The organism is Anaerobiospirillum sp. NML120449 (assembly GCF_023051105.1).
In the GTDB taxonomy this organism is placed as follows: domain Bacteria; phylum Pseudomonadota; class Gammaproteobacteria; order Enterobacterales; family Succinivibrionaceae; genus Anaerobiospirillum.
In genome coordinates, this window is the sequence record NZ_JALKIL010000019.1 from 25,504 (window position 1) to 52,331 (window position 26,828).

Below are 26,828 nucleotides of genomic sequence, written 5' to 3' on the forward strand. Positions count from 1 at the left end.
TATTAGAACCAGAACATGGAGATAAAGAATGGCCCTGTACGTTAATACGAATGTCAGCAGCATTAATGCCCAGCGCAAGCTGAGCAATGCTACGCTGAGCTTAAACACCTCATATCAGCGCCTCTCTTCAGGCCTGCGTATCAACTCAGCCAAGGACGACGCAGCTGGTCTGCAGATTTCCGACCGCCTGACCTCTCAGATCAACGGCCTTAATCAGGGCAACCGTAACACCAATGACGGTATCGCTCTGGCTCAGACCATTGAAGGTGCTCTGGACGAGACCACCAACATGCTGCAGCGTATCCGTGTGCTGGCGGTACAGTCCGCCAACGGTACCAACTCCCAGAAGGACCGCGATGCCCTCCAGGAAGAAGTAACCCAGCTCTCTGCTGAAATTACCCGTATTGCCAAGCAGACAACCTTTGCTGGCGACCAGATTCTTGATGGCGCAGGTGCAGGTTTAATTCCGGGCACAGGTAATAACAAGGGCAAGATCGTATTCCAGGTAGGTGCTAATGCCGGCAATACTCTGTCTCTTGACTGGTCAGCTGCATTTACCATGTCTGGCCTTATTAAGCAGATAGGCATCAATGCGCCAGCAGCTAAGGACAACGGTCTGTTTAAAATTGCCGATGCATTTGGTCAAGGTAAGGCTGACTACCGCTGGTCTGTTTCCTCTGCAAGTAGCTCTACCAAGACCCTTGAGAACATCGACAAGATGATTCAGGCTGTTGATTCCAAGCGTGCTGGCCTTGGTGCTTTACAGAACAGAATGGAAAGCACAATTCGTAACCAGGCTAACATTTCTGAGAACCAGTCTGATGCCCGTAGCCGCATAAGAGACACAGACTTCGCCTCTGAGACCGCTGCTCTTACTCAGAATAATATTATCCAGCAGGCTTCTCAGTCTGTTCTGGCCCAGGCCAACCAGCGTCCTACTATCGCTCTGAGCCTGCTGGGAGGCTAACAGAAAGTTTTCTGTCCAGCGAAAATTCTTTTTCGAAACTTTCTCTCTTATTTCTCTCTTAGATATCAAGTTGCTGTGCTGTGAAGCCCGTCGTTATTCAGGGTACGTAACCAGCATGCACACAACACTCCTGGAAGGCAGTACTTGTTAAGTACTGCTTTTCAGCATTAAAAATATTACATAAAGACAACCAGTGAGCTGATGAGGTTCAAAAGGTTTTAGAGAGTAGATTATGGCTTTATACGTTAATACGAACGTCAGTTCCATCAATGCGCAACGCAAGCTCAGTAATGCCACTCTGAGCTTAAACACCTCATATCAGCGCCTCTCTTCAGGCCTGAGAATCAATTCCGCAAAGGACGACGCTGCAGGTCTGCAGATTGCTGATCGTCTGACTTCCCAGATTAATGGCCTTAATCAGGGCAACCGCAATACCAATGACGGTATCGCTCTGGCCCAGACCATCGAAGGTGCTCTGGACGAGACCACCAACATGCTGCAGCGTATCCGTGTGCTGGCCGTACAGTCCGCTAACGGTACTAACTCCCAGAAGGACCGTGATGCTCTTCAGGAGGAAGTAACCCAGCTGTCTGCTGAAATCACCCGTATTGCCAAGCAGACAACATTTGCTGGACAACAGATTCTGGACGGAGCTAAAGCTGGTCTTATACCTCAAAACGGCAAGCTGACTTTCCAGGTGGGTGCCAATGCTGGTAATACCTTAGATTTAGAGTGGTCAGATGCCTTTACTATGTCAGGTATTGCCAAGCAGGCTGGAATTAATCAACCTAGTGCTAAGAATAACGGCCTGACAAAGGTCGATATCGGTAACAATAAATTTGACTATCGCTGGTCTGTATCTTCAGCCAGTACTTCTACCAAGACCCTTGAGAACATCGACAAGATGATTCAGGCAGTTGATTCCAAGCGTGCTGGTCTTGGTGCTTTACAGAACAGAATGGAAAGTACCATTCGTAACCAGGCTAATATCTCTGAAAATCAGTCTGATGCCCGTAGCCGCATAAGAGACACAGACTTCGCCTCTGAGACTGCTGCACTCACTCAGAACAACATTATCCAGCAGGCTTCTCAGTCTGTTCTGGCCCAGGCCAACCAGCGTCCAACTATCGCTCTGAGCCTGCTTGGAGGTTAACAGACAACGCTCTGTTGCCCCATATTTTTTTCGATACTTTCTCTCTTATTTCTCTCTTATATCTGAAGTTGATGTGCTTCTAAGCTCCCTGTGTAACAGGGGAGCTTCAGCTGTATGCACACAACTTTTTTGAAGGCAGTACCTGTTTCGTACTGCTGCTTCAATACTGAAAATATTACAGAAAGATACCTTGTAACCTGTAAGGTATAAAAGGTTTTAGAGAGTAGAATATGGCTTTATACGTTAACACGAACGTCAGTTCGATCAATGCTCAGCGCAAGCTGAGTAATGCAACCCTGAGTTTGAATACCAGCTATCAGCGCCTCTCTTCAGGCCTGCGTATCAACTCAGCCAAGGACGACGCAGCCGGTCTGCAGATCTCTGACCGCCTGACCTCCCAGATCAATGGCCTTAATCAGGGCAACCGCAACACCAATGACGGTATCGCTCTGGCCCAGACCATTGAAGGTGCTCTGGACGAAACCACCAACATGCTGCAGCGTATTCGTGTGCTGGCGGTACAGTCTGCCAACGGTACCAACTCAGCTGCTGACCGTAAGGCTCTGCAGGAAGAGGTTACCCAGCTGTCTGCCGAAATCACACGTATCGCCAAGCAGACTACTTTCGCCGGTCAGCTCGTGCTTAACGGAAAGTACGATGCCAATAAAAATAAAAACAGTCTCATTCCAGCAGACGGCAAGCTTACTTTCCAGGTAGGTGCAAACGCAGGTAATACCCTGCAGCTTGACTGGGGCAATGAGTTCACTTTAAGTGGAATCGCTGTATTAGCTGGTATTCAGGCTGGTCAGATCGGTGCAACAGGCGATAAAGGCTTAGTTAAGTCAACTGCTGCTGGTGCAGGTGCAACTGCGGTTATTCGTTTTGGCGTATGTACTGCTCAGGTAGCAACCAATACTCTGGCGAATATTGATGCTCTTATTCAGGCTGTTGATTCCAAGCGTGCTGGTCTGGGTGCTTTACAAAATAGAATGGAAAGCACTATTCGTAACCAGGCCAATATCTCTGAGAACCAGTCTGATGCCCGCAGCCGCATAAGAGACACAGACTTCGCCTCTGAGACCGCAGCTCTGACCCAGAACAACATTATCCAGCAGGCCTCCCAGACCGTGCTTGCTCAGGCCAACCAGCGTCCTACAATCGCTCTTAGCCTGTTAGGTCGTTAATACAGTATTCTTTTATTATCATTCCAGGCGGGGCATACCCGCCTTTTCTCGCTCTATTAAAATCGATATTAGTATATGTATGGTGGATCCCTGCAGAGCGTAAAAACTGAAGGGGACAGTCTGAGTTTTCAGGCTGTCCCCTTCGTTATTTTGGCCTTTAGATATAGCGTTATGGCGCTCGGAAACTGCGCAACCAGCTGCTCCCGTATTGAGATTTATGAAGCTGTTCGTGGGCGGAATGGGCGCGCCAGCCCTGGCTATTTCTTATCGCTGCTGTCGGTATCTTTTCTGGCAGCTGACTGCTTGTCGGCATTGCGCTCAGCGGCACCGTCCTTGCGCTGCATTGATTTCTGCAGGTCGCCAACGTTAATGCCCTTACTCTTGAGGTAACGAAGAACAGGGTGGTAAGGCAGGTTCAGGTAGTTTGCGATAGACTTGACGTCACGGGCCTCATCAGGGCTGTCTGAGGTCAGGCTCTTTTCTACTACGTTATCAATCATGTCCTGCTTGCTGTCGCTAAGAACAGTCTTGCGGCCGGAGCGGGGCTTGTCTGCAAGACCCTCCATGCCCTTTTCCTGAAAGCGGCTAAGCCACTTTCTGACAGTCTTGCGATCAAGACCAAGTTCACTGCTGACCTTGGATATAGACTGGAGCTCGGCAAATTTCAGAATTACCTCATAGCGCTCTCGCAGGCGTGAGCTGGCGCTGCTCGCTACGGCCTTGCGTATACGCTGGAAGTCCGGGTGAGCCTGAATGGCGCTGGCTTCAAGTGTTTTGTCTAACGAGGTCTGGTTCATTTCGAGGAAAAATCCAGGTGCTAAATCGGTTGTGAAATCAGGTTACAAGGAAACAGGACAAGAATATCTTCTGCTGTTGATCTAACGGTGCTGCTTTCACAAGATTCTGTATTTTCTGTTACTCAGCAGGTACAGGCATGCAGTGTGATGCCTCATCAGGTCTTATAGAGCTGTTTCCATACAGATGTGTGATTCCTTGTTGGACATCAAGGACATCGGGACACGGTCAGGCGCACATAAAGTATTTTATGTGTATAAAAAGCAAAAGGCATAATAAGTACAGCCCTCTGTAAGGGTACTTAATTCGTAAGAAATACTACATCTGCATGTCGCTGTCTGTAATTGCTCGCTGGAGAGCCATATTGATATTACGTGTAATTCATTCAGGAAAACCGGCTGCAATCAGTGAAATTGCAACGGTAGCATGTGCATATTGACCTGATAAGTGCTGACATGGTAAGAGACAGCAGCCAAGTCTAATTTACCATATTATATGCACCGCTCTAAAATGCCTCAGAACAGTCATTTGATGTCATATAAACAGACCGCTTTGCAGACTTTGGCTCAGTAGCGATCCGGCCTAATATATCACAGTAGTGACAGTTTTACTTTTAAGCTACGCATGAAATATGTTTCGTAAATCATTGATATGGTCAAAATCAGGGCTGAAAAATAAGCTAAAACCCTGCAAATATCATGTGTTATACGTTTACAGGCAGTATGTACAGTCACAGGTGCGTTATTTTGGTGCGGGTAATAAACCTGTGTAAAAAATATGGTGCAGAAGACTTGATCCTGGTATGGAGGGGATAAATAGCTGTAGTATTAATGGATGAATATAAAATTGTTTCTGACTTAGTGGGACAGAGCCTGTTGAGCGGGCCGGTTGAAAAAGGCAGGGGCGAACACACTTGACGGACAGGTTGAAACAGGCAGGGGCGAACAGACTTGACGGACAGGTTGAAACAGGCAGGGGCGAACAGAAATGACGGATCAGGTCGAAACAGGCAGGGGCGAACAGGCAGGGGCGAACAGACTTGACGGACAGGTCGAAACAGGCAGGGGCGAACAGACTTGACGGACAGGCCTGGTTGAGCGGGTAAGGGTGAGTGAACAGAGCTTCAATTGCCGGGTACGAATTGTGGCAGGGATACTGCGGCAAACTGTCATTGGGAAAGGTAGTCAGCTACTGATGATGGGGAGCTGACGGGGTTATTCCTTATCAACTGTAAACATGGAAAAGGGGATGGCTCATTCATGGGCCATCCCCTTTGTGAACTTTCGGCTTTGTTGTCACAATTGCGCAGGGGTTTGATTCATGCGTCAGATATGGCTGCAGCACAGCCTGCGCAGGCAATACTCCTGCTCATGGAGCAATGCATTTTGTTATGGGTAAAAGCCCACCAGGATTAGCTGTTATAAGGGGCTTACGTGATGAAGTCTACTGGCCGCTCATCTGAAGACGCAGCTGGCTGGCATCGTTATCAAGCTGGGCACGGGTAGCATTGTCGATCTGCAGGGCTGCTGCCAGATCATTGAGGTAACGCATCTCCATGTTGTTGTCAGCAACAATTGCAGCAGCGGAGAGACGGTAAATGTCCAGAGCCTGATCGCGGTTTCTGACCTTGGAGGCAAGCTCGCGTGGGTCCAGAGGCTTGCTCAGGAACTCACGAATCATGTTATTGGTGTCTCCTCCCATCTGACGGGCAGCGGTCATGATCATTTCCTGCTCCTGGGCGTCGATATGGCCGTCGGCGCGGGCAGCGAAGATCATGGCCTCGATAATCAGACGACCTCCTTCATTGGCGAGCATCTGCATTTCCTGCTGGGAGTTTTGAGAGTTGAAGTCAGCAAAAGGATCGTTTCCAGCAGGGGCACCGTAACCTCCGTTACCGGCCGGGGCTCCATAACCACCGTTGCCCGCTGGGGCACCGTAACCACCGGCAGAGCCATAGCCGCCTGCAGAAGCACCATAGCCTCCGGCCGGGGCCTGTCCCTGGCCTGAGCTCCTGCCATTGCTCCAGTTCTGATACATCTTATAGGCAAGGGCAGCCAGAGCTGCAGAACCGCCCACTACGGCAACATTCTTGGCAGTGCGCTTTACGTTCTTGGAACCGCCAAATACAGCGCCAAGCAGACCGCCGACACCGGCAGCGCCTAACATGCCTGCCTTGGAATCCATGCCTTTAGGCATATTTGGAATGTTCTTGCCTAGAGCACTGGCTCCGTCCTTGAGCTTGTTAAACAGGTCGCTCATGTTGCCCCCTATTGATAAAGTGTTGATTGCTGCATAATTATTGCCCCTACATGCTTAGCTGTGACTTAGCATTTGTCCCTTTGCCCTGATACAGATGACGATCTGCACAATTTTACCAATGTTAATATGCGTCTGACCGTGTTTGCATGTGCTGCTTACAGTTTACAGTCAGCGGTTCATGACTTCCTGAAACAACAGCGCCCTGAAGCCGTTTTCCTCCGGTTTCAGGGCGCTGTGTTCATTTTCCGGTCGATGCCGGAAGGACTGCGTAGGCAGGGTGCAGACTAGATGGTCTGGTTAAAGAGCTCCTTGAGCTCTACTGCTGCAACCTGTTCATCGTCGCCTTCGACGGTGACCTTTACTTCCCAGCCGCAGCGGATTCCCAGACCCATGAGGGCAAAGATACCGCCCTTGAGGTCGGCGGTCTTGCCGTGAGCCTCAATGGTAATCTTGCTCTGGTAGCCCTTGGCGGCCTTGATGAGAACGCCAGCTGGACGGGCATGTATGCCATCACGATCTTTGATGGTGTAGATGAATTCTTGCATCTGAATAAAGTCCTGAAGTTATTGAGCCCTCGGAGGTGCACTGTTGCACCTGGGCTGCAGGTAACGGCCACCAGCCTGTCTGAAACATAGTCTCGCATAAACAATTATGAGCTGGCCGGGGCAGACATTTGGATATTGTACAATCAAAAGCGCGCAAAAACTAAAAATAGCCTTGCTATTAATCACTTTGCATACAATTAGCCCCGAAACAATGGCTGTATAAGGCCAGTGATGTTGCCATGTCCGGATGACTTAAGTGGCTTGCGGAGACACTTGCGGAGGCACGCGCTGTCAGAATGAGCCAGCGACTCGAAAGAAAAGGAACATTTGTATTGCTGCCTGTTTGCAGTGCAACAGGTGGCTTTGGCATGCAACCACATTCTTGTCAGGGGGCTGGCTGTTTGTCCATGCTGTCGGATGCCTGCATGGCTGGTGGACGCCTGGGCATGGCGCCTATGCCTGCAGGGGCGGCTGGACGCCTGGGCATGACGCCTATGCCTGCAGGGGCGGCTGGACGCCTGGGCATGACGCCTATGCCTGCAGGGGCGGCTGGACGCCTGGGCATGACGCCTATGCCTGCAGGGGCGGCTGAACGCCTGGGCATGGCGCCTATGCCTGCATAGGCAGCGCGTCCTGCACATGGGCAGGGGGACATGGTCCTTAAGGAGATGCAATGACCATCAAGAGCATGCTGGTTAACCACAGCGAAGAAAAAGAAAAGGAGCTGCATCCAGGTGAGGTAAAAGAGATAGATCTCAATGAAATCTTTACCGTAGGACAGCCAGGTTCTTTTATATTTGCAATGTCCTCTGACTCAATGAAGGAAGCTGGTATATGCAAGGGGGATTATGTGGTGGTCAGGCGAGACCTCATTCCCGACAGCGGACAACTGGTGGTTATAAGAAGCAGGGGACGCTTTGCCATACGGTATTTCTGCTATCCACATGAGTATGAGCATAAGGAAAACCAGGACGGGGTTGTGCCTTACGGACCCATGGGACAAGCTGAGTTTGAGGTATTTGGAGTAGTGGCTACCGTGTTTCGCAAGATGCGGCGTGATTAGTTCCGTTAACGCCAGGGAAAGGCTGTAATACAGGTGTGATTGTGGCACCTGGTTTAAAGTATTAAGCATGGGGAATCATAGCCGGTCTTCATGGCTGAGCAGCAATAATTATGGATATCATGAGGGATGCACCAGCATGGCGGTCTGCGGCCCGGTCTGTAACGCAACTGGTGCGCTTATGACCTCGGTCGCCAGGTATGTTATTGAGTGTGATTTTATAAAGCGAGATGATGACAAAGCCGCCCTGAGTGAGTATAGATGCAGGAATTTTGTGACATGGTATCCTGGTCAAACAAGCACGGATATGATGTGTCCGTGCATTATGGCCTGCATCTCATGGAAAAATGCATATCTATATTTTCTGCAAAAACGTGATGCATGTGGTGTATGATCGGATAAGATTATGGGAAAATTTAATTTCTGTCTGTGGTAACATGGCGCCTTTTGCAACTGGCCTGTCCATGAGGCTTGTAGAGGTGGCAGGGCAGAAGATACATACGGTTCTGTTTTCTTTGCATTGTCATTATTGTTACCTATATAATTCAGCTAATTAACTAATGACGTTATCGAGCACGCATCTTTGCTCAGCTGAATGTTCACATGCTTGGATTTTGCACTTATACCTTGCAAATCTGCTCTGTGGAAACGCTACAGACTGTTTCTGTGTTCAGGCTCTCCAGTTATATCGAGCTCAACTCGATTGACTCCTGTGCGCTCAAATCCGGAGAGGACAATAATAAGGATACATTGACTTTTGTAACCTGTGTGTTAACTCACCCATCAGGTGATACACATACTTAATACTTTTAGAAAGCGCACTCAGTTTATGGCTGACGGGAGTGAGCAGTCCAGAGGGGACAACTTACCTGCTGTTGTCCATGCATACAGGACCGCTTCCTGAGAGATAATTAAAAAAGCATAAGGCAGTTCTATTTATCTTTCTGTTATCTCATCTGTCAGATTTAATATGCCGGATGCTCTGAGCTTGCCGGAGACCTTATACGATTTTACAAGGGCATTCTTTCTTATCCTGTCTGTTTTTATTTACGGGCCTGCAAATATACGTATACGTATACGGATGCGTTATTGAAACTAAACAGTACCAACAGATTCGCAAGATGGCCAACTTTATGCAGAAAGAAATCATACAGGATTATAATAATGCGTAATTGTTGTAATTTTTTGTTCCCACGTCCCGTGCAGGCGTAATGGAAAGGCTGTTTAATGGCAGTTCTATGCGGAGCCGGTGAAGAAATACACATGACACGACCTTTTTAAATGTGTCATAAAGGTAATTCTTTGCCCCATTCAGCAAGAACATCAGAATTCTTCAGGCAAAACCTGCATCTGTGCATTGAAGTTGCGGGACAGCCTGTTTTTGTTTTTCAGTTATGTAACCCTTTTCCCGCTTCAATATTGAATGCAGGAGGTGTCCGGTTGTGCCGGACAGGAGTTAAGAGTTTTTTAGTGCAGCTTTGAGGTAGTACCTCAAACTTATCTGTTTGGCTGTTGGAGCCTGTGCTTCAGCTTATATTTTAGGAGCTTCTATGTTTAAGCAGCTTAGCATCAAGGGAAAGATGCTATCAGGATTCGGATTCGTGATTCTGGTTGCATTCAGCGTGGCCACTATCGCACTGTATTCCATGGTCAGTTCCTCACGTGTAGGTAATGAGATTCGTAATCTTATTACCAATGACGTGGCTGAAGTGTTTAAAATGCACGTTGCATACAATGATGTTCACTCATGGCTGCACGTGCTGCAGGTGAGCCCAAGCCCAAAGGTTGTTTCTGACGGTCTTGGAAAGGTTCAGGTTCTTGAGGACATGGTAGCAAAGGGTCTTCCACAGAATCACTTTGCCTCTCTGACATCAGAAGTTCTCAATGACCTGAGCAGTCTGGTCCGTTCTATCGAGAACTCCCAGTTCAAGCCTCTGCTTGAGGCCGGAAAATACAAGGAAGCAGATGACGTCTTCCTGAAGGAAGTGCTGCCATGGTCCTCAAAGTCAAACAAGGACCTGTCCAACCTCATTTATTCCTACACCAATGAGGTTACCCAGTATGTAATCCATCTGGACATGACTCATCATATTTACACCACTCTGGCCTTGACCATTGTAGGTACTATCATTGCTCTGTTCTTTGCTTACGTACTGTACAGCTATATCGTTAACAGCACTTTGAACATCCTAAAGTTCTCCAAGCTGGTCGAGCGCGGCGACTTCAATATTCATGTGGAAGAATCTGATATACATAAGGATGAGATTGGTCGTATTTACAGGTCCTTCAAGGATATTGCTTTTACCTTAAACCGTGCTATTGCCCGTACCATTGCCATTTCTGAGTCCTTAAACACCAACGCTCAGACCCTTAACACCGCTTCTAACGCCGTTATTACCGGCGCTAAGGACACAGAAAGCCGTGCTTTGACCGTAGCTGCAGCCTCTGACGAGATGGTGTCTACCACCTCTGATATAGCCAGGAACTGTCACGATGCCCAGAGTACCTCAGAAAGTGCACGTCTTGAAACCAACAAGGGCGTGGAAAAGGTTCGTGCTACTGTAATGAGCATTAAGGAACAGGCTGAAAATACCCGTACCGATGCTGAGAAGGTTATCAAACTTGCTGAGCAGTCCCAGAAGATTGGCTCCATTGTTGGTACCATTGAGGACATCGCCGCTCAGACCAACCTGCTTGCTCTTAACGCTGCCATTGAAGCTGCCCGTGCCGGTGAGGCCGGTCGCGGCTTCGCCGTGGTAGCTGACGAAGTTCGTGCTCTTGCCAGCCGTACCGCATCTTCAACCAAGGAAATCTCTGCCATGGTTGCAGGCGTTCAGGCTGACTCTGAAGCTGCAACCAGTTCCATGAATGCATCTGTTGAGCAGATGAACCTGGTTGCTGAGGAAGCCTCCGAGCTCGAGCAGACTCTTTCCCGCATTCGTGACGCTGTTAACAACGTTAACGATCAGATTATCCAGATTGCATCTGCCGCTGAAGAGCAGATTAATGCTACCTCAGAAATCTCTAACAACATGCAGGGTATTTCCGAAATGGCTCAGCAGTCTGTAGATGTAGCCGGCAATGCAAGCAATGTTGCTACCTACTGTACCAACCTTATTGACGGCCTGCTTGATGAGCTGGATTTCTTCACTCTTGATGAATCTCAGCTGCGCAAGGAGGATCTGACTTTCAAGCGAATCGACACCCACGATATCGACCGCAAGGTCAACGATGCTGCCAGAGCTGCACAGGCATCAGCCGCAGCTGGTAACGCCGTCCCGGATGGTTCACAGCGCTAACAGATCACTAAAAAACTTTGTCTGATCTGAACATTTTTCAGTCAGGCAAGCCAAACACACAAAAGGGGTACTCCTCAGGAGTACCCCTTTTTTTAGCAACCACTTAATCTCAACCCCTCTGCCTGCCCGCCATCCTGTGGCGCTGCAGACTGCAAGCCCATCAACACAGCACATCCCATAGGCCCATACCAGCTAAGCCCTTACCATAACCGCCCGCAAATACCTGCCCGTATCACCACCTCAACTCAGCAAATACTTGCCCGTATCACCACCTCAACTCAGCAAATACTTGCCCGTATCACCACCTCAACTCAGCAAATACTTGCCCGTATCACCACCTCAACTCAGCAAATACTTGCCCGTATCATTACCTCTGCCCAGCAAATACCTGCCCGTATCACCACCTCAACTCAGCAAATACCGGCCCGTATCATTACCTCTGCCCAGCAAATACCTGCCCGTATCACCACCTCCGCGCAGCAAAACGCCATGGCGTTTTGTTTGAGTATGCACTGTCATTACCATGCCTGTACTCAGACTGAGTAATCAGCCATGTTAACAGTCATAGACGATCATTCTTCCGTATCAGTTTTCAAAACGCTTTCAGAGCCAGATAAAAAGACTTAGACCTCTTCCTGCCTGATGTTGTGCAATGGCCTTGTCTTCAAACTCGCATCCCAATATGCTGGTTCAGCTACTAATATTTGCTCCAGCGTTCCGCCCCGCCGTGGATGATTGGATTTGCCTTTGTTCCAGCAGCTGGCTTTTGCTCCCAGGATTGACATGTGTTTCCTGGACTTTCATTTATCTGTAAGGCAATGGTGCAGTAATCTGTCATCAGTTAGTTGACTGTGACTTTTGTATTAGCTTCACTGAGTTTCCCGAGAAGAGTTTGAGTCTGATAAGGTTAGACCATGTGGTCACCTTCATAGTGCTTCTGGACAAAATATGTGAAATTTAAGCACAGTCATCTTTTATTAGCATGTTTCATCAGTTATAGTTACAAAGGCCTCGTGTATACATCTTCAGTGCTGAACATACAGTATTATGCAGGCATCAACGTAATACACTGACATGATGCATTGACAACAATATATTAGCAGACTTAACTCCTGGTCCTGTTAATGTTTTAGGTACATTAGATATTTGGCCCGGCTGTTGCTTAGGATCCTTTCATAAGCTGTTATATCGTTATCCAGGGATTTATAGGCTGGTCTGAAGAGGTATTGAATCAATGTCTTTAAATTTCTGTCCAGGCCATATGCTCAGGCCGTTTACAGGAATTTTTTTCGCATTATTCGGTATTTGTTTGTTCTTGAGATATTATGCGCCAGTCGCATTATGGCCGCAGTGCCAAATTTAAGGCATCATGCATGGCCAGTGCTTTTCAGTACACTGCTGACTCTTTTATGATTCAGTCGAAAATGTAAATCTTTGCTCTTATCAGTTGAAATTAGAAGCTGCCAGAAGGCAGTGGTCTGTACATAAACTCTAGCAGTTACATGTAGTTATATGAATATATTTGCACTGTACAGATGCAGTAGCGATATCAGAACAGTGCACACCAGATTACTTTGTTGATCTGGATCATATTATAAGCACAGGCTGTGCATTAATCTGAGCTGATCCCGATATAAACGGCATATTGGCCAAATTGATATCAGGATCCAGGCATCAACAGGATCACATGCCTTTGCCAGCCAGTATTATTTATGTCTATGCATTTATAGCATCAAAAGCAACTGCCTGATCAGCAGTGCATTAACTGTACACAGGTTGCCCTCACTGACCTGTCCGGCTCAATTGTAATCTGTGCAAAATGAGTACGGCAGTTCACCTTGGGTCTTATGCTCCTTGAAAACCGCTGTTCTTTACCAGCTGCTGTTTTCACTTAACAGTCTGTTTAAAACAGGTGCGGCTCAGATGAGCCCCATAGAGATGCATATGAGGTTTACAGCATTGGGAGCCTTATTATGAGCTCGTCAAAATGCATGCCAGTTGCGAAAATTTTGCACATGTGGAATGCAATTTTTGGGGAATGCTCATAGAACTGTTATGCAACAGACACAAGCGCTTGCCTGACAGGTGATTTGTCCTATAGCATGTAACCTTGCCTGAACGTGTAGATTGCACGGTCTGGTACCGCAAATGTCATGTGGCACGCATTTGCATTATCAGGGTTTAATACCTGTCATTTTGTTTCAGCAGCTCTATGCATGAGCCCTAAACATGCATGGTACCGGGAAGCTGCAAGTAGTTTTCAGACAGACGGAGCCACCAGCTACTTTGAACATCATGGCTTGCTCCATGATGCTCTTATGTAAAGGCTGACCATGTTCAGCCGGTACTGAATAACATAATTATTTATAACTGTACGAACTTACAGACGTGTAATATATACTGTGCTATTGCACATATGCACGAAAAATGCACGTGCAGTTAAACCTGATGTTTAGTCCAGCATCAGTAGCCATGAGAGAATCTGGTATGCCTACACGGCAAATCAGAATGTTCAGTCAATCCACCTGGCAGGATTGAAACTGTTTATGGAGGCAGGCCGCCTCAATCAGGAACAGGGGCAATGAAAGCATGTTGCTTTCCTGAAAGTAATCCTGAACTTTAACCTCTCAGCTGATATTGCATGACCGTCGGGCAAAAGGATTTCTTTACTGCGTATAAATAAGGAAAGAATCACTGATCTGTAGCTGCTGCGGTCAAACGGCTTCAGATTCAATAAACAGCAACAGGTGAATCTGTTTGATTTGCGGTGTTGTACAAGGAGCAGCTGCACCGCCCTGCACTTTTTCAGTCAGCAAGCGGCTGTGTACAAACGTATTTAGGCGTGTTTATAAGAAAGGTCCGGGAGCAGTTTTCAGGCTGACCTGGTGGTTTTGTTTGATGTGGTCCAAAAGTATGAATCTGGCCGCTCAATGAGCTTATACAACGTCTGATCTAACAGCATATTCAGTACATTGAGGGGTATGTAATGGGTTTTCTAAAAAATCTGAGCCTGCGGGGTAAGCTTTACTCCGGATTCGGCTTTGTAATTATGTTGTCAATTGTGATTGCCAGCATGTGTCTGTACTCAATCACAACTACCAATAACTCTGAGAAGAGGCTGCGCAGCATCATCCACAAGGAGATGCAGGGTACCTATCAGGTTTACTTCAATTACAATGCAGTTCACGCATGGCTTCACCGTCTTCAGGTAGCTCCTAACCCTGAGATGATTAAAAAGGGTCTTGACGATGTTCAGAAACTCAAAGACACCTCCAACCTCGTATCCATGCTGATTCAGGAGCAGCTGGCCCGTGAGACCCGCGACAGTATGTTTGCTCTGGTCAAGTCCATTCAGGGCTCCCGTTTTGAAAAGCAGCTGCTGTCAGGCGAGTACGATGCAGCTCAGGTATCTTTCCTGTCTGATATCCTGCCTTACTCCTCAAAAGCCAACTCCAACATGGCTTCCCTGGTAGTTTCCTATACCTCATTCCTTGGCGACGCCATTGATGAAATGGACATGACCCATATTCTGTATATCACTGCCGTGGTAACAGTAGTGGGCGTAATTATGGCCATTGTCTTTGCAGCATCCCTGTACCTGTACATTTCCCGTAACACCAGCCTGATTGTTACCATGGCCCATAAGCTTGAGCAGGGTGATTTCCGTCTGGGGATTGATACCAGTGTCATTCATAACGACGAAATCGGCGCCATCTTCCTGTCTTTTGACTCTATTGCCAAGACTCTTAACCGCACTGTAGCCCGTACCATTGCTGTATCAAAGATGCTTGAGGAACAGTCACACTCCCTCAACGAGTCTTCAATGGCTATTAACAAGGGAGCTTCCGAGTCTGAAACCCGTGCACTCACCGTAGCTGCAGCAGCTGATGAGATGGTTTCTACTACCTCTGACATTGCACGTAACTGTCTTAATGCTCAGGAAACCTCTGAAAATACCCGTCAGGACACCTTTGCAGGTATGGAGAAGGTGCGTGTTACAGTATCACGCATTAAGGAGCAGTCAGAATACAACAAGGATGATGCCGTCAAGGTGGTACGTCTTGCTGAGCAGTGCCAGCGCATTGGTTCTATCGTGTCTACCATTGATGATATCGCAGCCCAGACCAATCTTCTGGCTCTTAATGCTGCAATTGAGGCCGCCCGTGCTGGTGAGGCCGGTCGAGGCTTTGCCGTGGTAGCTGACGAAGTTCGAGCTCTTGCCAGCCGCACATCCCAGTCCACCAAGGAAATTTCCGACATGGTGGCTACCATTCAGAGTGATGCCCAGGATGCAACTGACTCAATGCACAGCTCTGTAGAGCAGATGGAGTCCATGGCTGAGGAAGCCAACGAGCTTGAGATGACTCTTAACACCATCGTGGATTCCGTAACCAATGTTAATGAGCAGATTGCTCAGATTGCAGAGGCAGCCTCTCAGCAGACTACTGCAACTTCAGAGATTTCATGCAATATGCAGGGTATTTCCGAGATGGCTCAGCAGTCAGTCGATGTATCCGGCAACGCTGCCGACGTTTCTGCATACTGCTACTCTCTCATCCAGTCTCTGTTAAAGGAACTCGAGTTCTTCACTCTTGATGCCGATCGTATTGACAGAGCTGATCTGGAGCTTGAGCGTACTCACAGTGCCGATTCAACTGTGGGCTCAACCATCCACTGATAAGTTTTTTATGCGCTTAGGTTATCGCTCCCTGCCTGAACATCACCCCTGAAATTCACGGCACGGATGTCGGAACCAACTATATCTCAGGCCCCGTCAGGGGCCTTTTTTTATCTTTGAAAACTGCACTGCCAGGTTTCAGCCGGCTCAACTTCCTCAAGGCGCCAATCCTGTGCTCTGCTGACGAGGCACACAGCTGGTGCTGTCCAGCTGCAGGGATTGTGTGTCATCAGCTGCACTTTGCAGGCAGTATTCAGGGCAGGAAACAGGGGCTTGACTGAGGTTGTATACTTGGATGTGATTTTTGTTGAGGCCTGAGGTCAGGCCTGTGAGGAAATTTGATGAAACTGGCAATTTACGGCTATGACACCATTGTAGGCAAACTGGTACTTGAAGGTCTTGAGGATTCTGCGCTTGCAATCGATGAGTTCTATCCTTTAAGCCCTCTGTCAGCAGAGTATGATGCCGTGCCTCTGCGTGGCAAAAATCATGTCATTTCCTGCGTTGACGAGTTTGAGTTCTCCAAGGCCGACGTGGCTCTGTTTCTGACTACCAGAGATGAAAGTGAGCGCCTCATTCCTCAGGCTCAGGCCGCCGGCTGCATTGTGGTCGATAACAGTCATCTGTTTTCCGGCGCTGATGCTGCTCCAGTAGTGCTTGGTGATGTTAACCCTTATGACATTACCAAAGTGATGATTAAGAAACTGGCCAGCGTTCCTCTGGCTACTACAGCCCAGCTGGTCACAACTCTCAACCCTCTGCACGATACCTACGGCATTGGCAATGCTGTTGTAACCGCCATGGTGGCCGTATCAGAGCATGGTGAACTGGGAACTCAGACCCTGGCCCGTGAGACCACACAGTTGCTCAATGGTATGAGCATTGATGTGGCTGATTTCCCGGCTCAGCTGGCCTTTAATATCCATACCCGTATGGGGGAGATTGATTCTGACGGTATTTCCGAGCTGGAAAAGACGGTTCGCAATGAGACTGCATCCCTTATGGAAGACTTTGTCAGCGGTCTTTCCCTTACCTGCATTCAGGTCCCAACCTTCTATGGTCATACCATGAGCATTCATGTCGAGCTTGAAGAGGACTGCAGTTTAGAAGACTTCCGCAAGGCCTTAAGCGAATCCCCGGCCATTGCTTTTGAAGATGAGCTTGAGGATAAGGTTATGGTAACTCCGGTATCATGCGCCGAGCTGGACAACAGGATTTACATATCTCGTATCCGCAAGCAGGGCCGCTGCTGTTTTGACTTTACCTGTGTCATGGACAACACCAGGCATGGTGAGGCCGGCTGTGCCCTGGAACTGCTGAACATGATCCAGAAAGAGCTCAACAAGCGCTGATTACAAGGTGATGCCTGCGCAAGGATCACTCAGTGGGGCTGACAGGTTAAGTATCTGCCCCAGCTATCTTCCAGAATAAAGGCCTGCCACTCGGTAAGGCCTTTATCTTTTCTGGGTGTTAAATTCCTGGCATATTTGAAAGCCGGGAAATACTGTCGACCTGGCGCAAGTGCCGCCGGGATAAAACGCTGTCAGTAAATACAGTCATGATATTTGAGCGGAAATTTGTGTGTGAACTCTCTGGCTGCGTCTGACTCCGTCCGACCGCATCCGACTGCGTCCGACTGCGTCCAACTGTGTCCGACTGCCTCTGGCTGTGTCCAACTGCCTCCGGCTGCGTCTGTATGTGCCCGACTGTATCCGACAGCGTCCGACAGGCTGTGCACGTTGATGGTGCACTTAACATGACACCTGTCACAGGTGACATAAAAGCCTGTATTTTTCCACGGTGGCGAAAACCGTACCCCACTGTGATTGACCAGTATTGTTTTGACTTTGCTCTTCTTTTAACCCCATAGCTACAAAAGGCCTGTATCCGGGGTAAAGTAAGTTAATATTCATCAATTTAAGAATATTGTTTTCGGTAAGAAAAGCGCGCCAATACCGCATTGGAGCGCTTTTTGTGTCTTTGTCTTTCTTGGAATTAAGGCTGTTCACGGATAAAATAAAGCCCTGTTGTTGTCATCGGCAGCTGCTGAAAAGTGCCCGCCTTTCGTACCATCTGGTACAGGGGAGAAGGCAGTCAGTTCAGCATCTGCATGCAGCTCAGGAGAGAGTTGTGTTTACAGGGGCTAATACGTCCCAGACTCCCATAAAAATGGGGAATCACCCGTTTTTAGGACTGTCTGGTACACGTTTACAGGTCCTGACCATGAGCATATTGGGCATATACTCCATTTCTTTTCTGCAGCAGCATTTCTGCCTCATGGCTTTGTGGTCCTGAGGCCTGAACAGAGTTTTGTCGACGGCCTGTCCGTCGGTTTTCAATGTGGCATCAGACATAAGTTGCTGGCATGAGGGTCAGTCTCATCGTCAGGGCAGCTCCTGCGGCACTGTGCCTGAAGGCACAGCTGCCTGTGCCTTTGGGCACAGAGCCCTGAATGCAGCTTTACTATCCTTCCTGCACGTTCACGAAGAGCTTAACGTCGTACACATATGCAGTACGTCTGTGCTTTCTTTTAAGACATCAACAGGTACTGAAGGTCAAGTCTGCTCCCATATTTCAAATCCATACTTCTGTTATCAGGTCTGCAGCTTTGCGCTTGCAGGCTCAGTCATGCATAAGCTTTTTCTGTCTGTCTCCATCACGGATGCGGACAGATATGGCCTTTTGTGCATGGTTATTGCATATAAGACGTATGGTTTGCTTGTCAGTAAATTGGCAGGCCTCATCACTGTGATGAAGATTTGGTGGTATTTATGAGCTTTTACAAGCATTTATCGACATTGGTAATGGCCGGTCTTCTGGCTTTTACATCATATGTTCATGCTGAAGAGGAATTCTCCATCAGCATTACAGGTCCGGATGATATGGAGGCAGCTCCAGCACGTCCGGCTCCACGTCCTGTTGTACGTCCGGCAGCACCGGTACAGCCTCAGCCTGTAGCCCGTGCACCAGCCGCGCCTGCCATGCAGACACCTGCACAGCAGCCAGCTGGCATGAACGTTATTCCTACCACTCCGGCAGAGCAGATCAATGCAGCTGCCCAGGAGATTCGTCCTGCCAACCTGCCGGCCAATTTCCAAGCTCAGCACACCGTTGGTCCACGTGAGACCATATGGTCAATTGCTCATCGCTATTCCGCTCCTCACAACAATGTTAATGAGTTCCAGGCTGTAGCCTCGATCTATCGTAACAACCGTGATGCTTTCGAAGGCGGCAATGTTAACAACATCCGTCGCGGCACCACCATTAACATTCCTGTTGCCCAGGAGATGGCCCTTGAGCAGACTCAGACCGGCTCCGATCTGTTAAGTAACGGTACTACCACCTTACCTCCACTTAACAGGGGCGGCCTCAACGCACAAGGTCAGGGACAGCTGGCTGGCAACACTCCAGCAGGTCCTGTCGGTGCAGTCAATGCCCGTACCCCTATTGGTATGCAGGCTCAGGATTTAACCGGCGCTGCTCCAAGCGCCATGCCTGTATTTACTGCACGCGAGACCATGCTGCGTGATGTAAATCCAAACCTTATTCCAGAGGCTGGTACCCACGATATAGACAAGGAAGTCATTACTGACGAACAGCTGCAGGCAGAAAACGCCAAGAAGACCGACGAGAAGGTCCCAGAGCTGGCTAAGTCTTCCCTTGATCTCCAGGCTATCGAAAACCTCCTCGACAAGACCGAGCGTAATATCCAGACTGCCCAGAAGGATATTTACCGCCGTCTTGATGACAATATTCAGCGTTCAGCTCAGGTAGCCAAGGACACCGCTACCGTAACTGCCAAGGAAGAGGTAGGCGAACTCATTAACCACTATGAGCAGGTTATCGCCGAACTCCAGCAGTCAAACACTGACCTGAAGTCCTCCTTATCAAAGATCAACAAGCAGGTTGAGCAGATCAGAGGCTTCCAGATGGAGACCGCCGACAGCGTGGCCACTCTGGATCGCCGTATTGAAGATCAGTCCATGCCTATTGGTACTCCTGCAGTTGGCGGTACCAACAACTTTGAAAGCGGCCCTGTAATGTGGGTACTGCTGATTGTTGGTGTACTTGCCCTGTTAATGTCAATCGGTCTGTTTATCTTCAAGTCCCGTATGCGCCGTCAGCGCGCCATGGATAACTCCTACGATGATGATGGTGGAGACTTCATGGATGAGGACGATATGGAAATCTCCTCACTGCTGGCATCAGCTCCTGTTGCTGAGATGCATGATGAGCCTCCGCGCAAGAAGCAGGCTCCAGCCAAGCAGGAGGTCGTTGAAGACAGTGGTCATATGGATGACGGCCCAATTGATGACATGGGCATGCAAGACGACTTTGATGGCGGCTATGACGGCGACCTCGACAGCTTTGGCCAAGATGGTCCTTCATCCAAGAAGCCTGGAGAGAATCCAGACTTCCACGATGAGATCGTGATGCCCAGCGCTGCCCCGCTAAATACAGCAGGTAAAGCTGCTGTAGCAGGGGCTGCTGCCGCCGGTGCTGCCATGGGTGCAGCCGCAGTTGCCGCTTCTCATGAAGATGAAGCCCAGGCTGCATGGGACAGTGCAGCCACTAATGCCTCAAGTGCTTTAGACAAGTCTGCAGTTAATGCAGCAAATAACGACTGGGCCAATTCACTCGACCAGAGTGAAGCAGGTGCCAGCCAGGTTGACCTCGGCGGTGATGCCGGTGGCTTCGGTGGAGACGACGGCGGCTTTGGTGGCGCTGGCGGCGATGCCGGTGGCTTCGGCGGCGACGACGGTGGCTTTGGAGATGCCGGTGGTGACGCTGGTGGCTTCGGAGATGCCGGCGGCGATGCTGGTGGTTTCGGCGGTGACGCCGGTGGATTTGGCGATGCCGGTGGTGATGCCGGTGGCTTCGGTGACGCTGGCGGTGATGCCGGTGGCTTCGGCGGCGACGACGGCGGCTTTGGTGGCGCTGGTGGCGATGCCGGTGGCTTCGGTGACGCTGGTGGCGATGCCGGTGGCTTCGGTGACGCTGGCGGTGATGCCGGCGGCTTCGGTGGCGACGACGGTGGCTTTGGTGACGCTGGCGGCGATGCCGGTGGCTTTGGCGATGCTGGCGGCGATGCCGGTGGCTTCGGCGGCGACGACGGCGGCTTTGGCGATGCTTCTGCAGATGCCGGAGGCTTCGGCGGTGACGACGGCGGCTTTGGCGATGCTGGTGGCGATGCCGGTGGCTTCGGTGACGACGGCGGCTTTGGCGATGCTTCTGCAGATGCCGGAGGCTTTGGTGATGCCGGCGGCTTTGGCGATGCTGGCGGTGATGCTGGTGGCTTTGGCGATGCCGGTGGTTTCGGCGACGACGGCGGCTTTGGTGACGCTGGCGGTGACGCCGGTGGCTTCGGTGATGCAGGCGGTTTCGGCGATGACGGCGGCTTTGGTGACGCTGGCGGATTCGGCGATGACGGCGGCTTTGCCGGAGGTGACGACTTCCCAAAAACTGATGCACTAGCCAGTCAAGAGGTCATCAAGGCTAGTGCTGATCACGATGACCAGCGCGATGGCACCCCTGCCATGGCAGATACAGCTGCAGGGGACGCCTTTGCGGTCAACGAGAATAGCGGTACAGAAGGCCTGGGCGACTCCGGTTCTGAAAAGTCCTTATACGATGAGCTCAATGCTCCTGATAAGGCTTCTGGCAGAGACTACGGCGCCGATATGGATGCTCGCGAAAGCTCATCTGATCTCGGTGGTCTGGACTTTGGTGCACTTGCTGACGAACTTGGTCCTGACAGTGGTAATTCTTCAGCCCCAGCTTTAGATATTCCTGAGATCGATCCAACAGTAGACGGATTTGATTCAGGCGCTGGCATGATGGCAGCAGGCGGCGCAGCCGCAGCTGCAACCGCTGACTCCGGTGCAGATACAGGCGACATGGGCTTCGGCTCAAGTGACCTGGGAGCTGACTCCATCGGCGATATGGGATTTGGCGACAGCGATCTGTCAGCCGACTCCGGCGCCGACATGGGCGGCATGGACTTCGGTGGTGACGATCTGTCAGCCGATTCCGGTGCTGACATGGGCGGCATGGACTTCGGTGGTGACGATCTGTCAGCCGATTCCGGCGCCGACATGGGCGGCATGGACTTCGGTGGTGACGATCTGTCAGCTGATTCCGGCGCTGACATGGGCGGCATGGACTTTGGTGGTGACGATCTGTCAGCCGATTCCGGCGCTGACATGGGCAGCATGGACTTCGGTGGTGACGATCTGTCAGCCGATTCCGGCGCTGACATGGGCGGCATGGACTTCGGCGGTGACGATCTGTCAGCCGATTCCGGTGCTGACATGGGCGGCATGGACTTCGGTGGTGACGATCTGTCAGCCGATTCCGGCGCTGACATGGGCGGCATGGACTTCGGCGGTGACGATCTGTCAGCCGACTCCGGTGCTGACATGGGCGGCATGGACTTCGGTGGTGACGATCTGTCAGCCGATTCCGGCGCTGACATGGGCGGCATGGATTTTGGCAGTGATCTTCCTTCCGAGTCCGGAACTGACATGGGTGAAATGGGCTTTGGCTCAGACCTGGGCGGTGATTTTGGCGGCGATATGGCTGCTGACCCTGCCTCAGATATGGGTGATCTCAATGTCGGTGCTGATAGCCCTGGTGCTGATGACAGTAATTCCTTTGTTGATCTCAATGAAGGAGCCTCTGGCGATGAAGCTCACCCAGTTGACGCCCTGGACGCAGCAGATGCTTTTGGCGGTGATGATGCCGGTTTTGGTGCTGATACAGACCTGTCTGCTGAAGATTCTGCAGATGATCTCAGCGGCAGTGCTGACAGTTCAGCCATTCATGATGCTCCAAGCGAACTGGACGAACTTTCAAATACCTTTAACCTCAATGAGGACCACGTAGCTGATCTCGAGCGTGAGGCTGTGCCTCAGGCTGCAACTGAAGAAGCACGTGATCTGGCTGACGTAATGGGTACTTCCCTTGCTGATGCCAATCTTGAGGAGCCTCAGGAAAGCGGTGCCACAGACTTTGCTGATGCAATGGATGACTCCCGTGCAGATGCAAGTCAGGATGAGCCTCTTGAGAGTGAGGCTGCTGATCTGGCAAAAGCACTTGGAAGCCAGGCTCCTGAAGCTGCTGACGATGCTTTTGCTGCAGATGATACTTTTGGTTCATCAGACGACTTCGGCTCTTCAACTGAAGGCGATGATCTGGCTGCTGGCTTCGATGCCCCAGAGCATGATGCTGCAGCAGATGATCTGATGGGCGCTGGCGATTCCGCATCAGATGACCTGCTGGCTTCCGGTGATGATGCCCTGGATGATTTCGGCGACGATCTTGCCGCTGAGTCCGGTGCTGCCATCGGTGCTGAGATGGGCAACATGGGCGGTGACTTTGCTGCCGATCCAGCTGATATGGGTGACATTGGTGACCTGGGCGGCGATCTTGGTGGTGATGATTTCGCCTCTATGGGTGATGACCTTGGAGCTGCCATGGGCGACGGCCTTGATGCCGGTGGGCCTGATGATGCTGCCTTTAAGGATCTGTCCCAGGAAGATGATGTAGTTAAGGGTGATGATTCTGTTCAGGGTCAGGACTTCAATGAAGCTCTTGGCCTTGATGGTGATGCACCTGAGGCTGCAGCTGATGACGCATTTGGTGGCGACGCTGACCCATTTGCTGAAGCCCCAGCTGAGGCTCCAGCCAATGCAGCTGATGACGCCTTTGGCGGCGACGCTGACCCATTTGCTGAGGCCGCTGAGGCTCCAGCCAATGCAGCTGACGACGCCTTTGGTGGCGACGCTGACCCATTTGCTGAGGCCGCTGAGGCTCCAGCCAATGCAGCTGACGACGCCTTTGGTGGCGACGCTGACCCATTTGCTGAGGCCGCTGAAGCACCAGCCAATGCAGCTGATGACGCCTTTGGTGGCGACGCTGACCCATTTGCTGAGGCCGCTGAAGCACCAGCCAATGCAGCTGACGACGCCTTTGGCGGCGACGCTGACCCATTTGCTGAGGCAGCTGAAGCTCCAGCAGCTGAAGCTGACGCTGCAGCTCAAGAGGCTCTTGAGGAAGCTGCACCAGCTGTTGCCGATGCTGCCGAAACTCCAGCTGAGGCAGCTGCAACAGAACCTGCAGTCGAGCCAGAGGCTGAATCAGCTGCTGAAGCTGCAGCTGATCCTGAGGCAAAGGCTGAGGAAGCCCCATCTGCCGAAGACGACATCTTTGGCGGTGATGAGGCTGACAAGGCTGCAGCAGCTGCCGTAGCTGATGCGTTTGGTACCGATGACGATGATGAGCTTGATGCGCTGAACTCAGAGAACCCATTTGGACATGATTCAATGAGCCATGATTCCAATGGACTATTCGGTAACGAGCTGGGCGGCGGCATGAATGACTTTGGTCCGGATGACAGCGGTATGTCTGCCTTTGGCGGCGACCATGACCTGTCAGGCGGTGCCATGCATGATCTTGGCGATAATGGGCTTAATCATGATGCAATGTCATCCATGGGTGATTCTGCAAATGACGGATTCGGCTCCATTGGCGCAGTTGACTCTTCATTCCCATTTGAAGAAACCGACAACTCTTATCCTTTCCTCGGTGATGATCATGAGGAAATGGGCAGGGGTGATTGGGAAACTGGCCCGGTAGATGATATCGGCGACAGCATGGCTGATGACTTCACCCGTTTCGCTGAGAACCTTATGAGCGGTAATAATCCTTCATCAGAGGGTGACCAGTCTCATGCTTCCAGAAACGAAGACAGTCTGCTCGAAAGCGAACTGGCATCTGATGCTCCACGCTCAGAGGCTGATACTGAGTTCAAGGGCATGGACGATGTAATTCCAAGCTCTGGTGAGTCAGTTGACCTGGTAATTCCTTCTGAAGCAGAAATTGCTGCCGGTCAGAACCACGAAAATGACTTCGATCTTGATGAGAGCAACAAGATGCTCGACAACATCGATGTCAGCGGATCTGAGGACTTTGGCGATGACGAGCTCAATATCGCTCCTGGCACGGCTGATCGTGAGGCAGCTCAGAATCTGAATCACGAGCTTGCTGATGATCAGAACTTCTCCGATCTGATGGGTGATGATTTCCGTGGTCTTGAGAATATCGAGAACAATCATCACAACGACCTCAAGGAAAATGACTTCATCATGCCTGAGCCTGAGGAAATGGCCTCCGGCAATGCTCTGAATGAAGGTGTTGACCTTGAGGGAGCTCTGGATAACCTCAATCTGGATGAGATCACCAGCAACGAGTTTGGTGATTCTGCTGAAGACGCTGCTCCGGCATCTGATGCAGCTATCCAGCCTGAGACTCAGTCCGCTGCTCAGGATGACCTTGCTGGCGATATGCCAGAGGCTGTTGATCCAGCTGCTGAAGTTCTGGCCAATGACTTTGGTGCAGACCTCGGTGAGCTTGCTCGCAAGCCTGCTGATGAGGCTGACATGGGCACTGGTACTCAAAGCGATGCCGGTAAGAGCCTGGCCGATGACATCATCTCCGGTGATGATCTGGCCGATGGCCCTGACTTCGGCTCTGACATGGCTGACATGCCAGAGGCTGACATGGGGGCCGGTATGCCTGAGGCTGCCGCTGATGGCAACATGGCAGAGATGCCTGAGGCTGCTGAGGCTGTGGCAGATGCTGATGCCGACAAGGCAGAGATGCCTGAGGCCGCCGCTGATGCCCACATGGCAGAGGTGCCTGAGGCTGCCGCTGATGCCGACATTGCAGAGATGCCAGAGGCTGCTGAGGCTGTGGCAGATGCTGACGCTGAGGCTGCTCCGGTGGTTGAGGCTCCTGAGGCAAGTGCTGAGGAGACAGAGCTGGCCCATGAAATCGAAGAGCCATTCATTGATGCCTCAAAGGTTCAGGATGCAGAAATTGTCCCTGAGGCTGACAGTACTGAACAGGCTGCTGACAGTGATGAGCCTTCCATGTGGTCTGTACCGCAGGATGAGTTCGATATCAGCAATGTGTCAGGTGTCAGTGCCGCAGAGCCGGCAGAGGCTGCTGAGAGCATGACCAGTGATCTGGGCAGCATGTCTGATGCAGGCTTTACCACCAGTGATTTTACTGATGAGCCTGCTGTTGAGGCAGCTGCTGAGCCAGAGGCTGAATCTGATCTGACTCAGTCAGGTGATAGCATGCCAGACATGGCACCACCTGATTTTGATATCAGTGATGATGAAGCTCTGCTCAACTCCAGCATCGACGGTTCAGACGCTCTGGCCGATATGCTCAGTGATGTACCTGCTGATATTCCAGAGGCTATCGTCCAGTCAGGCACCCGCCTGCAGGCACAGCCAGCCGAGGAAGCAGGTGCTGCTGAGGGCGAGCACGAGCTGGCCTTAAATTCCGGTGAATCCGTTGCCCCGGCTGATTTTGCAGCTGACGGCATGGACGATCTTGACCTGTCAGGATTTGATAATACTGCTCAGGACAATGAAGATCAGTCAATGGTGGCCGGTATGATGGACGGTGAAGGCGACAATGGCATCGACTTTGACAAGCAGGAAGCCCTGGATGCCCAGGACCGCTTTGTTGAGGACATGATGTCCGGCGCCGGTTCCGATGGCGACTTTGGGAACCTGGATGACGGCTTTGGCGGCTTTGATGAGGCCGGCCAGCTGGACTCCGATGAAGATCTGGGTTCATTTACCGATCTGCCAGGTTTCGACGACAGCGCATTTGATGAAGATGGTAGTCTTGCTGACATTCCATTCGATTCAGATGTATTCGGTGCCGATCCGCAGGGCGGCCAGCCTGAAGCCAGGCTGTAATTAAAAGGGAGGTGACTTCGGTCACCTCTTTTTTTATGCATTTAGCTCATACTTATGCGGCTATACTCCATGTCTGGCAGTGCAGACTGCTGGCAGCACACACTGATGCA

General features: G+C 50.6%; 11 protein-coding genes. 8 read left to right on the top strand and 3 right to left on the bottom strand.

Annotated features, from left to right (window positions below):
• The first annotated feature begins 28 nt into the window (after nt 1-28).
• From MXE41_RS06905 to MXE41_RS06915, 3 genes are all read left to right on the top strand, one after another.
• The gene (locus MXE41_RS06905) at nt 29-967 is read left to right on the top strand and encodes a flagellin (RefSeq protein WP_247099973.1); all 939 of its coding nucleotides are present in this window, start codon (nt 29-31) and stop codon (nt 965-967) included.
• A gap of 232 nt (nt 968-1,199) precedes the next feature.
• On the top strand, nt 1,200-2,120 hold the full coding sequence (locus tag MXE41_RS06910) for a flagellin (protein ID WP_247099974.1): 921 nt from the start codon (nt 1,200-1,202) through the stop codon (nt 2,118-2,120).
• Between the two features lie 230 nt (nt 2,121-2,350).
• Nucleotides 2,351-3,304, top strand: coding sequence for a flagellin (locus MXE41_RS06915; RefSeq protein ID WP_247099975.1), 954 nt, complete (start codon nt 2,351-2,353; stop codon nt 3,302-3,304).
• A gap of 257 nt (nt 3,305-3,561) precedes the next feature.
• On the opposite strand, the gene MXE41_RS06920 is transcribed toward MXE41_RS06915, so the two are convergent.
• The 3 genes from MXE41_RS06920 to MXE41_RS06930 form a co-directional block, all read right to left on the bottom strand.
• Complete coding sequence (locus MXE41_RS06920) at nt 3,562-4,101, bottom strand: helix-turn-helix domain-containing protein (protein WP_247099976.1); 540 nt, start codon at nt 4,099-4,101, stop codon at nt 3,562-3,564.
• A gap of 1,441 nt (nt 4,102-5,542) precedes the next feature.
• The gene (locus MXE41_RS06925) at nt 5,543-6,358 is read right to left on the bottom strand and encodes a DUF533 domain-containing protein (RefSeq protein WP_246977155.1); all 816 of its coding nucleotides are present in this window, start codon (nt 6,356-6,358) and stop codon (nt 5,543-5,545) included.
• 284 nt (nt 6,359-6,642) lie between these two features.
• Nucleotides 6,643-6,903 carry an HPr family phosphocarrier protein gene (locus MXE41_RS06930; protein ID WP_246977154.1) on the bottom strand — a complete coding sequence of 87 codons (261 nt, stop codon included), beginning with the start codon at nt 6,901-6,903 and terminating at the stop codon, nt 6,643-6,645.
• A gap of 673 nt (nt 6,904-7,576) precedes the next feature.
• Here MXE41_RS06930 and MXE41_RS06935 point away from each other — a divergent pair.
• The 5 genes from MXE41_RS06935 to MXE41_RS06955 all read left to right on the top strand — a co-directional run bounded on the left by MXE41_RS06935 (nt 7,577) and on the right by MXE41_RS06955 (nt 26,718).
• Entirely contained in the window at nt 7,577-7,966 is a 390-nt protein-coding gene (locus tag MXE41_RS06935) for a S24 family peptidase (RefSeq protein WP_247099977.1), read from the top strand.
• A 1,547-nt stretch (nt 7,967-9,513) separates the two neighbouring features.
• Complete coding sequence (locus MXE41_RS06940) at nt 9,514-11,262, top strand: methyl-accepting chemotaxis protein (RefSeq protein WP_247099978.1); 1,749 nt, start codon at nt 9,514-9,516, stop codon at nt 11,260-11,262.
• Between the two features lie 3,049 nt (nt 11,263-14,311).
• Entirely contained in the window at nt 14,312-15,940 is a 1,629-nt protein-coding gene (locus MXE41_RS06945) for a methyl-accepting chemotaxis protein (RefSeq protein WP_247099979.1), read from the top strand.
• A gap of 341 nt (nt 15,941-16,281) precedes the next feature.
• Entirely contained in the window at nt 16,282-17,292 is a 1,011-nt protein-coding gene (locus tag MXE41_RS06950; protein ID WP_247099980.1) for an Asd/ArgC dimerization domain-containing protein, read from the top strand.
• 1,419 nt (nt 17,293-18,711) lie between these two features.
• Complete coding sequence (locus MXE41_RS06955) at nt 18,712-26,718, top strand: FimV/HubP family polar landmark protein (protein WP_247099981.1); 8,007 nt, start codon at nt 18,712-18,714, stop codon at nt 26,716-26,718.
• Nucleotides 26,719-26,828: the final 110 nt, after the last annotated feature.